The organism is Mesorhizobium sp. M2A.F.Ca.ET.067.02.1.1 (assembly GCF_004023285.1).
Taxonomy (GTDB): domain Bacteria; phylum Pseudomonadota; class Alphaproteobacteria; order Rhizobiales; family Rhizobiaceae; genus Mesorhizobium.
Genome location: NZ_RZSB01000091.1, coordinates 1 through 12195 on the forward strand (window position 1 = coordinate 1; position 12195 = coordinate 12195).

11 protein-coding genes and 1 pseudogene are annotated in these 12195 nt (G+C 64.6%); 9 read left to right on the top strand and 3 right to left on the bottom strand.

All coding sequences use genetic code 11. The features are described 5' to 3' along the window. From EOA28_RS40120 to EOA28_RS10015, 5 genes and pseudogenes are all read left to right on the top strand, one after another. Nucleotides 1-130: pseudogene (locus tag EOA28_RS40120) on the top strand (ABC transporter permease); the annotation flags it as partial. A gap of 2 nt (nucleotides 131-132) precedes the next feature. Next, nucleotides 133-903: an ATP-binding cassette domain-containing protein gene (locus tag EOA28_RS10000; protein ID WP_127249750.1), complete on the top strand. Its 771-nt coding sequence runs from the start codon at nucleotides 133-135 to the stop codon at nucleotides 901-903. A 75-nt stretch (nucleotides 904-978) separates the two neighbouring features. Further along, nucleotides 979-1971, top strand: coding sequence for an inositol 2-dehydrogenase (iolG, locus tag EOA28_RS10005; RefSeq protein ID WP_127249751.1), 993 nt, complete (start codon nucleotides 979-981; stop codon nucleotides 1969-1971). 31 nt (nucleotides 1972-2002) lie between these two features. Next, nucleotides 2003-2797: an SDR family oxidoreductase gene (locus tag EOA28_RS10010; protein WP_126080079.1), complete on the top strand. Its 795-nt coding sequence runs from the start codon at nucleotides 2003-2005 to the stop codon at nucleotides 2795-2797. A gap of 451 nt (nucleotides 2798-3248) precedes the next feature. After that, nucleotides 3249-4340, top strand: coding sequence for a 3-deoxy-7-phosphoheptulonate synthase (locus EOA28_RS10015; RefSeq protein ID WP_127249752.1), 1092 nt, complete (start codon nucleotides 3249-3251; stop codon nucleotides 4338-4340). A 21-nt stretch (nucleotides 4341-4361) separates the two neighbouring features. Here the strand turns inward: EOA28_RS10015 and EOA28_RS10020 are convergent, their stop codons facing one another. Further along, nucleotides 4362-4997, bottom strand: coding sequence for a LysE family translocator (locus EOA28_RS10020; protein ID WP_127249753.1), 636 nt, complete (start codon nucleotides 4995-4997; stop codon nucleotides 4362-4364). A 127-nt stretch (nucleotides 4998-5124) separates the two neighbouring features. Here EOA28_RS10020 and EOA28_RS10025 point away from each other — a divergent pair, with 127 nt between their 5' ends. Further along, the gene (locus EOA28_RS10025; protein ID WP_126080076.1) at nucleotides 5125-5829 is read left to right on the top strand and encodes a YafY family protein; all 705 of its coding nucleotides are present in this window, start codon (nucleotides 5125-5127) and stop codon (nucleotides 5827-5829) included. A gap of 14 nt (nucleotides 5830-5843) precedes the next feature. On the opposite strand, the gene EOA28_RS10030 is transcribed toward EOA28_RS10025, so the two are convergent. Next, nucleotides 5844-6644, bottom strand: a complete 801-nt coding sequence (locus EOA28_RS10030; protein ID WP_126080075.1) for a class I SAM-dependent methyltransferase — start codon at nucleotides 6642-6644, stop codon at nucleotides 5844-5846. A gap of 103 nt (nucleotides 6645-6747) precedes the next feature. Further along, nucleotides 6748-7860 (bottom strand): LacI family DNA-binding transcriptional regulator, encoded by a 1113-nt coding sequence (locus EOA28_RS10035; RefSeq protein WP_189341992.1) that lies wholly within the window; start codon nucleotides 7858-7860, stop codon nucleotides 6748-6750. Between the two features lie 623 nt (nucleotides 7861-8483). Between EOA28_RS10035 and EOA28_RS10040 the strand changes: the two genes are divergently transcribed. The 3 genes from EOA28_RS10040 (at nucleotide 8484) to EOA28_RS10050 (ending at nucleotide 12110) form a co-directional block, all read left to right on the top strand. Further along, entirely contained in the window at nucleotides 8484-9446 is a 963-nt protein-coding gene (locus tag EOA28_RS10040) for a sugar-binding protein (RefSeq protein WP_128314863.1), read from the top strand. A 106-nt stretch (nucleotides 9447-9552) separates the two neighbouring features. After that, nucleotides 9553-11118 (top strand): sugar ABC transporter ATP-binding protein, encoded by a 1566-nt coding sequence (locus EOA28_RS10045; protein ID WP_127249755.1) that lies wholly within the window; start codon nucleotides 9553-9555, stop codon nucleotides 11116-11118. Beyond that, nucleotides 11115-12110 carry an ABC transporter permease gene (locus EOA28_RS10050; RefSeq protein WP_126080072.1) on the top strand — a complete coding sequence of 332 codons (996 nt, stop codon included), beginning with the start codon at nucleotides 11115-11117 and terminating at the stop codon, nucleotides 12108-12110. Before EOA28_RS10045 ends, EOA28_RS10050 begins: the two co-directional genes overlap by 4 nt. Nucleotides 12111-12195: the final 85 nt, after the last annotated feature.

Consider the following 12195-nt stretch of genomic DNA (forward strand, 5'->3'; position numbering starts at 1 on the left):
CGTCATCATTTCCGGCTTCACCTTCCTGCGCCTCGACGCCTACTATCAGGAGATGGTCAAGGGCGTGATCATCGTCGGCGCGGTCGTTCTCGATCAATGGCGCCAGCGCCGCCGCGCGATAGGAGCTTGACCATGTCCGATATCGTTCTTAAGACCGAAAACCTCACCAAGCATTATGGCGGCGTGCACGCGCTGCAGGAGGCGAATTTCGAGCTACGCAAGGGCGAGCATGTCGCCATCATGGGCGACAACGGCGCCGGCAAGTCGACCTTCGTGCGCCAGATCACCGGCGTCGAGCAGCGCACCAGTGGCAAGATCTGGTTCGACGGCAAGGAGGTGAACTTCGCCGGCCCGATCGAGGCGCGCGAGGCAGGCATCGAGACAGTCTTCCAGAACCTCGCTTTGGCCGACGATCTCGACGTGCCGTCGAACTTGTTCCTCGGCCGCGAGAAGGTGTTGTTCAACCTCGGCCCCTTCTCCATCCTCGATCGCAAGGCGATGCGCAAGGCGACCGAGGCAGCGCTTGTCCGCACGGCGGTGAAGATCCCGAACCTCTCCAGCACCATCCGCCATATGTCGGGCGGCCAGCGCCAGTGCGTGGCGATCGCCAGGACGGCGACCTTCGCCTCCAAGCTGATCATCATGGACGAGCCGACCGCGGCGCTCGGCGTGCAGGAAACCGCGCAGGTCGAAAACATCATCCGCACGCTGAAGGAGAACGGCGAGCCGTTGATCCTGGTCAGCCACAACATGCGCCAGGTGTTCGACCTGGTCGACCGCATCGTCGTCTTCCGCCGCGGGCGTATCGTCGCCAATTTGCGCAAGCAGGACACCGATGGCAACGACATCGTCGCCTACATCACCGGCGCCAAGACCGGCCAGGCGGAACTGCAGTCCGCCTGACGGCGTCGCGACGAACCAATCATCCGCGCCGCAAGGCGCGGATAGGCCTACAAACCCACCCTCGAAGGACATTCCATGACACTCCGCTTCGCTCTCCTCGGCGCCGGCCGCATCGGCAAGGTGCATGCCCGCGCCGTCGCTTCCAACCCGCAGGCAAAACTCGTCGCCGTGGCCGATGCCTTCGAGAAAGCGGCGACGGAGCTGGCCTCCGCCTATGGCGCCGAAGTGCGCAGCATCGATGCCATCGAAAAGGCCAAGGACATCGATGCCGTCATCATCTGCACGCCGACCGACACCCATGCCGACCTGATCGAGCGCTTCGCCAAGGCCGGCAAGGCGATCTTCTGCGAGAAGCCGATCGACCTCTCCGTCGAGCGAGTCGAAAAATGCCTGGCGGTGGTCGAGAAGACCGGCGCCACGCTGATGGTCGGCTTCAACCGCCGCTTCGACCCGCATTTCGCCGCCGTGCGCAAGGCGATCGACGACGGCGCCATTGGCACGGTCGAGATGGTCACCATCACGTCCCGCGATCCGGGCGCTCCGCCGCTCGATTACATCGCCCGCTCCGGCGGCATTTTCCGCGACATGACCATCCACGATTTCGACATGGCGCGCTTCCTGCTCGGCGAGGAGCCGGTCGCCGTCAGCGCCCACGCCTCGGTGCTGGTCGACAAGAAGATCGGCGAAGCGGGCGATTTCGATTCGGTCAGCGTCATCCTCGAAACCGCGTCCGGCAGGCAGGCCGTCATTTCCAACTCACGCCGCGCCACCTATGGCTATGACCAGCGCATCGAGGTGCACGGCTCGAAAGGCATGGTCGCCGCCGAGAACCAGCGGCCGGTCTCGATCGAGCTCGCCAACGACAAGGGCTACACCCGCCCGCCGCTGCACGACTTCTTCATGACCCGCTACATCGAAGCCTATGCCAACGAGATCTCCTCCTTCATCGCTGCGGCGACTGCCGGCAAGAAAGCGGCGCCGAGCGGCAAGGACGGGTTGGTTGCGCTGAAGCTGGCCGACGCGGCTTTGGAGTCGGCGAAGACGGGCAAGACCGTCCGCGTCGACTGACTGTTTGAACGTAGATTACAGGAGCACAGCGATGAGCGGTTTGGCCGGTCGCAATTCAGAAACACGCGCCATCGTCACCGGCGGCGCGCAGGGCATCGGCTTCGCCGTCGCGGAAGCGCTTGCAGACGAGGGCTGCCGCGCGCTCGCGCTGATCGGCCGCTCGCAGGAAAAGGGCGACAAGGCGGTGGCAGTGCTGAAGAAAAACGGCGTCGACGCCATCTTCATCAGCGCCGATGTCGCCAAGGTCGCCGACTGCAAGCGCGCCGTCGCGACGGCGCTTGAGCATTTCGGAACCTTGAACGCGCTGGTCAACGCCGCCGCCACGTCCGCGCGGGGGTCGTTAGTGGAGACCACCGAAGAACTCTTCAACCAGATCTTCGACACCAATGTCCGCGGCCCCTTCTTCCTGATGCAGGGCCTTGTCGCGCATCTGCTGGAGCGCAAGGCGCCCGGCTCGATCGTCAACGTGCTGTCGATGTCGGCGCATGCCGGCCAGTCCTTCCTCACGCCCTATTCGACCAGCAAAGGTGCGCTGATGACGCTGACCAAGAATGTCGCCAGCGCCTACCGGAAGAACCGCATCCGCTGCAACGCCGTGCTGCCGGGATGGATGGACACCGAGGGCGAGGCGATCGTGCAGAAGAAATGGCACGGAGCGTCGGATGACTGGCTGGAGAAGGCAGAGGCAGCGCAGCCGATGGGCCAACTGGTCAAGCCGGCGCAGCTCGCCCGGCTGATCACCTATATGCTGAGCCCGCAGGCTGGCGTCATGACCGGCTCGCTGGTGGATTATGACCAGAACATTGCCGGCGTTATTGGAGAGTAAGAGCCGACGCCGCGGCAAGCCCTTTCTCCCCGTCACTATACGGGGAGAAATGCCCGGCAGGGCAATGAGGGGCAGCATCGACTTTGACAGTTACCGGTCCAAGCTCAGGTTGAAGGCGGAAGTCTGCCTCGCCCTCCAGCGTCGGCGCCGCCCCTCACCTGCCTGCCGGCATCCTCTCCCCGTATAGTGACGGGGAGAGGGCGCTGTCGCCGACTGTTTCGCCAATTAGCCCGCTAAAACAAAGACTCGTGACAACCGCCCTCGCATCGACTATATGAGCCGCATGATCCACCTGACCGCCTCGTTTTGGTACTTTAGCTACGGTAGCTCGCTGGCGGCGGGAGGATTGCGCTCGATCTGAAAAACTCCAGATCAAAATCCGACAAGCCGCCAGACCTGGCGGCTTTTTTGTTTCAAGCCGGCAGGTCTCCTAAATCAGGAGCAGAAAGCCGTGTTGACCACCACAGACGACCTTCGGGTCACCGAAATCAGAGCCTTGAGCACGCCGGACGAGGTGATGCGCGAGATACCGCGCTCGCTCACCGCGACGCGCACCGTTGCCGCCTCGCGCAACACCATTCATTCGATCCTGACCGGGGCCGACGATCGACTGCTTGTCATCGTCGGCCCTTGCTCCATCCACGATCCGGTCGCGGCCGTTGACTATGCCAGCCGTCTGGCGGCGCTGCGCGAGACCCTGGCCGACCGGCTCGAGATCGTCATGCGCGTCTATTTCGAGAAGCCGCGCACCACGGTCGGCTGGAAGGGGCTGATCAACGATCCCGATCTCGACGGCAGCTTCAACATCGAGAAGGGCTTGCGCATGGCGCGCAACGTGCTGTCGGCCGTCAACAATCTCGGCCTGCCGGCGGCGACCGAGTTCCTCGACATGACCATCCCGCAATATATCGCCGACCTCGTCGCCTGGGGCGCCATCGGCGCGCGCACGACCGAAAGCCAGATCCATCGCGAGCTGGCCTCGGGCCTGTCCTGCCCGGTTGGCTTCAAGAATGGCACCGACGGCAATCTCAGGATCGCCGGCGAAGCGGTGAAGTCGGCAGCCCAGCCGCATCATTTCATGGCGGTGACCAAGGGCGGCCGCAGTGCGATCGCGGCCACCACGGGCAATGAGGATTGCCATGTGATCCTGCGCGGCGGCATTCAGCCGAACTACGATGCCGCAAGCGTCGATGCCGCCGCCGCCGAGCTCGGCCGCATCGGCGTCGCTCCGCGGCTGATGATCGATGTCAGCCACGCCAACAGCGCTAAGAAGCCGGAGAACCAGCCGAAGGTGGCGCATGACGTTGCCGGTCAGGTCGCAGCCGGCGACGAGCGCATCATCGGCGTCATGATCGAGAGCAATCTCGTCGCCGGCCGCCAGGACGTCGTGCCCGGCAAGCCGCTTACCTACGGCCAGAGCATCACCGACGGCTGCATCGACTGGGCGACCACCGAGACCGTGCTTCACGGCCTTGCCGGCGCCGTCGAATGGCGCCGGTCCGTGAAGCGCGAGTTGCTCGCCAGCCGCCAGGGCGCGGCATAAGCCGAATGCAGAGGGCGGCGGTCAGGCCGCCCTCAACCCTTCCCAGGCGGTGAAGATCGATACCCCGAACAGCAACAACCCTGCTGCGCGGCCTGCGAATATGGTCGCTCGCGGATTGTCGACCAGCAGCCCCCGGCTGCGGCCCGCTGTAACGGCGAGCCCGCCATAGATCGCCGCCTGTGTGGCGACCGTCAGCAATCCCATGATCGTCGCCTGCATCCAGATCGGACCGTAAGCCGGCTTCAGGAATTGCGGATAGACGGCAAGGATGAAGAGATAGGCCTTCGGATTGATCAGGCAGGTGACCAGGCCCTGGCGGAACGCCTTCCAGGCCGAGCGGCTGCCGGCTGGCCCGTCATCGCCGACGGTGATCGAGCTGCGCATCAGCGAAATGCCGATATAGGCCATATAGGCGGCGCCGACGATAAGCAGCGGCGTGAACAGCACCGGCACGAAATGCATGAGCAGGCCGACCCCGATCGCCCCGTTCAGCGTGTGCACCGCGCCGCCGAGCATGATGCCGGCGGTGGCCGACAGGCCTCGATTGCTGCCGCCGGTCAGCGCATTGGCCAGCACGAACAGCATATCCATGCCCGGAACGGCGATGATGCCGAACAGAAGCACGAAGAACAGCCAGAGGTTTTCGCCATAGCTCATGTCAGTTGCCTGTCGCTTCGCCCGCCGGGGCAAAAAGGAATCTGTTGATTTTTGAAGTGCGTAGGCGGCCCTATAGGTCACGCCAACTGACGGGGATGTGTCAGTTGCGTTTCGGTCGGGTGGAAAAATGCGCAAGGCCTCGCGCCTGTTCGAGATCATCCAGATCCTGCGTCTGGCCAGAAAACCGGTGACCGCAGCTGCGATGGCCGGACAACTGGAGGTGACGGTGCGCTCGGTCTATCGCGACATCGCCGCCCTGCAGGCGATGCGCGTGCCGATCGAGGGCGGACGGGGCATCGGCTACATATTGCGCCCCGGCTTCGACCTGCCGCCGCTGATGTTTTCCATCGAGGAGATGGAAGCGATCGTGCTGTCGCTGGCGCTGCTCGAACGCACCGGTGACGACGAGCTGAAGCAGGCGGCAAAACGCGTCGGCGCCAAGATCGCCGGCGCCGTGCCGTCGCCCTTGCGGCAGACGCTCGACGCCAATGCGCTTCATGCCTGGGGTTTTGCGGCGCCTTCAGCTTCCGCCGTCGACCTTGCGCAGGTCCGCCGCGCCATCCGCGACGAGGAGAAGCTCGCTCTCTCCTACCGCGACGAGGCGGGACGGGCGAGCGAGCGCATCATCCGTCCGGTCGCGCTGATCTATTATGCCGAGACCGCCAACATCGTCGCCTGGTGCGAGTTGCGCCAGGCGATCCGCAATTTCCGCAGCGACCGCATCGAGGACTGCCGGCCAACGAACCTGTGGTTCAAGGGCGAGGGCGACCGGCTGCGGCAGGTCTGGGTCGACGGCTGGGAGATCAATGCCGCGGCCACCGGCGGCAACTGACGCGCGCCTTGGCTTCAGGGCACGATGCCGCGACAGGCCCAGGCGACATTGGCGAAGGATCGCGGGCCGTCGGGCCGGCCGGCCTGATAGGCATCGCGCATGGCGGCCTCGACGCGCTGCCGCTCGGCCGTATCCAGTGTGGTGATGTATTTGCCGAGCGGGCCTTCTCCGGCGCCGATCGGCGCCCAGAGGTCGTCGAAATCCGCGTAGTCCATGCGGATCATCAGCTCGGCCTCGGTGACTTCGACGAGACCCTGCTCGACAAAGGTCCGCTTCATCTCGCCCGGCTGCATCATCGGCTGGAAGCAGTAGCGGCTGCGCATCTGGCGTCCGCTTTCGCTGAGCGCCGCCATAGTGTCGATCATCATGCGCATCCCGGTCATGCCGCCGTAATGGTCCCAGACCACTGCCGCGACTATGCCGCCTGGTCGCACCACGCGGCGCATCTCGGCCACCGCCTTGCCGGCCTCCGGCACGAAATGCAGCACCAGCAGCGCCAGCGCGCGGTCGAATGCATTGTCCGCGAAAGGCAGCGCCGTGGCATCGGCCTGGCTGATGGTGATGCGCGGATCGGTGTTTTTCTCCTTCGTCGCCGCCACGAAGACCGGGGAAAAATCGATGGCCTGGATCTCGGCAAGATCGGCCGATTTCGCCAGCTCGAAGGTCAGGCTCCCGGTGCCGCAGCCGACATCCAGGATTGTCTCGCCGGGGGCAAGCCCGGCGAAATCGATGAATTTGGGCGCGAGCCTTTGGCTCCAGCGCCCCATGAGTTGCTCATAACCGGATGCTGCATGGACGGTGAAGGTGGACGTCATCGGAACCTCCCTTTCATCAGCTTAAGCTAAACGACGGCGCAACTGCTGCATAGTCGCCGGCAATCTGCAACATCGGCAGCAAGGTAGCCGACCGGATCGGCGGTTATGTAGGTGATTTCACGCCCGCCACGCTCTCCCGCTCCACCAGCGGGCACTCCAGTTTGGTGATGGGATAGCGGCCGCGGCCGGGCGTCGGCGGGGTTTCCAACTGCTCGATCGCCCATTGGCCCATCGCCAGATGCGGCAGGATCGAAGTGGTCAGCGGCGGGAAGAGATGACGGGCGATCTCCTCGTCGTCATAGCCGACCACGGAGATGTCCCGCGGGATATGCAGGCCGGCTTCCTTCAGCGCCTCGTAGCAGCCGATCGCGGTGCGGTCGTTCTGGCAGAAGATCGCGGTGGGCCGCTCCTTGAGTCCAAGCAGTTTCACCGTCGCGGCGTAGCCGGCGCTGGCCGACCAGTCGCCCTCGACCACCAGTTCGGGATCGAAGGGGATGTCGGCGGTAGCGAGGGCACGACGGTAGCCCTTGAGCCGATCCTGCGCGGCTTGCATCCACGGTTCGCCGGTGATGGTGGCGATGCGGCGATGGCCATGCGCGATCAGGTGCCTTGTCGCGCTCTGGCCGCCGGCGATCTCGGAGGGAACCACGGCCGGGAAGGCATAGTCGGCGGTGTAGCAGTTGAGCAGGACGACCGGGATGTCGAGGCTGTAGAGGAAATCCGGCGCCGTGATCTCGCGCGTGAAGATGGTCATATAGATCAGCGCCGAGATGCCCCGCCGCGTCAGCGCTGAAATCGCGCGCGGCTCCATCACCGCGTCGCCCATGGTCTGCGCAACCAAGAGCACGTTGCCGGCGTTCCACGAGGCCTGCCGCGCGCCCTCGATGGCGACCACCGCCTCGGGGCTGGTGGCGAGCTGGTCGACCGCGAAGCCGATGACGCCGTCCAGGCCCTCGAACGGCGTCACCGGCGGCCTGAGCGCCGAGAAGACCGGCGGCGAATAGCCCAGCGCCCGCGCCGCCTCGATCACCCGGTCGCGTGTCTGCTGCGACAGCCTGATGCCCGGCGAATTGTTGAGCACGAACGAGACCGTCGCCTGCGAGCAGCCGGCGGCGCGCGCAATGTCGGTCATGGTCACGCGCCCCTTCGGCTTGGCCGCCGGCTTGCGGCGCCTGGAAGCCCCGGGAGGATCGCGCAGGTCCGTCGGTTCGCTCATGGTCGTTTCCCCAACCCAGCCGGCTCTAAATCAAAGGCGGCGGCAACGGCAAGATGGTCGAGGCCGCTGCGTTTACCGAGATGCGCCAACTAATATGTATTAGCAGGCATGACATACAAATCGCCGGCTACGCCGCTTTGCGACGAAACCGGTCAGACAAGGTCAGCAATGCTGACAATTCGGTCATTTTCCGCGCGGCTGCAGACTTTGCAGCGCTCGCCTCCTCAATCCCGGCACGTCCTTCGACCAGCGTCTCCTCCGCGTCGAAAACGCGCCTCGCGGCTTCATAACTAATAGTCTTTACTAATAGCGGCAAGCGTTCTACTGTCAACTCGCCGTGGCTGTCCGGGCATCCGTTCGGCCCGGCAGGTGCGAGGGACGCTCGCTCGAAACCCGGCTTTTATCGCCGGTCTGGGCCTGCATCCGTTCCCACGAAATGTCGGACAAATCGGACTATTTACGAACGCCACATGAGTGTCTAGTGTCTCGACCGCGGCCCGATCGGCACCGTTCTTAAGTCGGCGGACCTTTGCGCCAGACCCTTGAGGAGGAGGGTTGTCCGGACCGCGGCCGAGACATCGGCGACGAGTTCTACAGTCAGGTTCTACAAGGGAGGTTGAACTATGAAATCCATGATCCGTAACGCATCTGTCGCCGCGGCGGCCGTGCTCATCGGACTTGCGGCCACGGCGGTTACCCGCGCGGACGACAAGCCGACGCTGGCCTTCGTCGTCAACGGCGCGTCAGACTTCTGGAAGGCGGCGGAAGCCGGCGTTAAGAAGGCGCAGGGCGAACTGCCCGACTATAATCTCGAGCTGAAGTATCCCGAACAGTCCTCGGTGGCCATCCAGCAGCGGCTGATGGATGACTTGGTGACGGCTGGCGTCAAGGGCATCATGGTCTCGGCCGTCGATCCCAAGACCTCGACCGACGGGCTGAACAAGATCGCGTCCGAAACCGCGCTGTTCACCACCGACTCCGACGCGCCGCAGACCAAGCGCGTCGCCTATATCGGCTCGTCCAACGTCGATGCCGGCAAGCAGGCGGCCGAGATCGCCAAGAAGGCGATGCCGGACGGCGGCAAGTGCCTCGGCTTCGTCGGCCTGCTCGGCGCCGACAACGCTAAGGAACGCATCCAGGGCATGAAGGACGGGCTCGCCGGCAGCAAGATCGAGCTGGTCGACGTGCGCGGCGACGATATCGACCAGGCGCGCGCCAAGAAGAATGTCGAGGACGCGCTGGTTGCCAGCCCAGACATCACCTGCATGGTCGGCTTCTACTCCTACAACACGCCGCGCATCTATGAAGCGCTGCGCGACGCCGGCAAGCTCGGCCAGATCACCGTCGTCGGCTTCGACGACGATCCGATCACGCTGGGCGGCGTCAAGGAAGGCACCGTTGCCGCGACCGTGGTGCAGCAGCCCTTCGAATGGGCCTATCAGGGCATGAAGCTGATGGCTTCCTACCTCAAGGGCGACAAGTCGAGCATCCCGGCCAACGGCTTGATCATCATCCCGACCAAGATCATCGGCAAGGATGACGTCGATGCCTACGCCGCCAACCTCAAGGCGATGCAGGGCAAGTAAGCCCAAGACAGGTGCGCCGGCTCAAGGGGTTCCTTGAGCCGGCGTTCGTATTGACGGACCCGCCAAGGCCGGTCAGTCTGTGGCCCACCGGCTGCTGTCAGGCGCGATGACCTCTACCGACACCACTCACCCAGACACCGCTCCGTTCCTGAGCCTCGAGGCCGTGCGCAGGACCTATCCGGGCGTTGTCGCCCTGGACCGGTTCTCGATGGAGGTACGGCCCGGCGAGGTCATCGGCCTTGTCGGCGAAAACGGCGCCGGCAAATCGACGCTGATGAAGATCCTCGGCGGCGTGACGCGGCCGGACAGCGGCACCATCACCGTCGATGGCGTCGCGCATGACGGGCTGACCGTCGAGCAGAGCATCGGCTCCGGCATCGCTTTCGTGCACCAGGAATTGAATCTCTTCGAAAATCTCGACGTCGCCGCCAACATCTTCTTCGGCCGCGAGCCACTGCGCGCCGGGCCGTTGAGGCTGGTCGACCGCGCCAAGCTGCGCGAAATGGTGGCGCCGCTGTTGAAGCGTGTCGGCGCCAATTTCTCGGCCGACGCGCCGGTCGCGTCGCTGTCGCTCGCCCAGCAGCAGATGGTCGAGATCGCCAAGGCGCTGTCGATCAGGGCCCGCCTTGTGATCCTCGACGAGCCGACCTCCAGCCTGCCGATGGCGGAAACCGAAAAACTGCTCGACGTCATCAAGGGGCTGAAGGCGCAAGGCATCAGCGTCATCTTCATTTCGCATCGGCTGCACGAGATCGAGCGCGTCGCCGACCGCGTCGTGGTGCTGCGCGACGGGACGCTGGCCGGCACGCTGGCGAAGGACCGGATCAATCACGACGAGATGGTCAGGCTGATGATCGGCCGCATGCTGAAGGAGCGCGAGAAGGCGGGCGAAGCCACGCGCGCGCCGGGCAGTGTGGCGCTGTCGGCCGACGCGATCCGCACCAGCACCTATCCGGACCGGCCGGTCAGCCTCGAGCTGAGGCGCGCGGAGATCCTCGGCCTCGCGGGCCTGGTCGGCTCCGGCCGCACCGAGCTCGCGCGCGTGCTGTTCGGCATTGACGAGCGGCTGGGCGGCAGCGTCACGCTCGACGGCAAGCCGCTCAATGTCGGCTCGGCCGCCGACGCGGTAGCGAACGGCATCTTCCTCGTGCCGGAAGACCGCAAGCTCACCGGCATATTGCTCGATCTCTCGATCGCCCAGAACATCTCGCTGCCCAACCTGCCGGCGCATGCGACGCGCTCGCTGGTTTCGGCCAGTGCCGAGCTCGCGACGGCGGAAAAACAGAAGAAGAACCTCGGCATCAAGGCGCCGTCGGTGCTCACCCGCACCGGCACGCTTTCGGGCGGCAACCAGCAGAAGGTGGTCCTCGCCAAATGGCTGGCGATGAACCCCAAGGTTATGATCCTGGACGAGCCGACGCGTGGCATCGATATCGGCGCCAAGGCCGAAATCTACGGACTGATGCGGGCGCTGGCAGATGCCGGCGTCGCGGTGCTGATGATCTCCAGCGACATGGAAGAGGTGATCGGCGTCTCGGACCGCATCGCGGTCATGCATGAGGGGCAGATCTCCGGCATCCTCGACAAGGACGATTTCAGCCAGGAGAACGTGCTCTTGCTGGCGGTCGGCAAGAAGCCGAAACTGCTGCAAGCGGCGGGAGGAGTTGAATGAGCAAGAAAGATCTCGGCCTGCTGATCCTGATCCTGGTGGTCGGCGCGGTGGTGACGGCCATTAATCCGCGCTTCCTGTCAGCGATCAATCTCGCCAACACCTCCAACCTCGTCGCGCTGTTCGGCATCCTGTCGATCGGTCAGGCCTTCGTCATCATCACCGGCGGCATCGAATTGTCGGTCGGCTCGCTGATCGCGCTGCTCGGCACCCTGTTCATCGACTTCATCGCTGTCCGCGAACTGGACTGGCCGCTGGCCTTCGTGGTGATCATCGTGCTCGGCGCCGTCATCGGCTTCGTGCATGGCTGGCTGATCACAAGGCTGAAATTGCAGCCCTTCGTGGTGACGCTGTGCGGCCTCTTGATCTATCGCGGCGTGGCGCGTTTCTACACCGCCGATGGTACGGCGGGCTTTGCCTTCGGGCAGAATTTCCCGACGCTCGAATTCCTGACCGCGGGCCGCTCCTACGGCTTGCCGAACTCCTTCATCGCGCTGATCGTCATTGCCATTGTCATGTGGGTGGTGCTGCACCGCTCGGTGTTCGGCCGCTATCTCTACGCCATCGGCAAGAACGAGGAGGCGGCGAAATATTCCGGCATCCGCACCGGCCGGATCATCATCGCGGCCTATGTCATCTGCGGCGTGCTGACGGCGCTGTCGGCGATCTATTTCGCCATGTACACGCGCTCGATCTCGCCGGCGAGCCACGGCCAGTTCTATGAGCTCTACGCCATCGCCGCGGCGGTGCTCGGCGGCTTCTCGCTGCGCGGCGGCGAGGGCTCGCTGGTCGGAGTCCTGCTCGGAACTGTGCTGCTGCAGGAACTGCAGAACCTCGTCAACCTGCTCGGCATCCCCTCATCCCTCAATTTCGCGGTAATGGGCGGCGTCATCCTGATCGGCGTGCTGGTCGACCAGCAATGGGGCGTCTTCCGCGCCCGGCGCCGCATGATCGAAGCGACGCGCCAGAACGTTGCCGGCGCGCCGGCGGAGTAATCTCGCTCTTCGGACAACGGCCTGATTGGATCGATGCTCGCGGATGAGACGCCGGGCGCGTGCGGATTCGTCGACGAATTGCAAC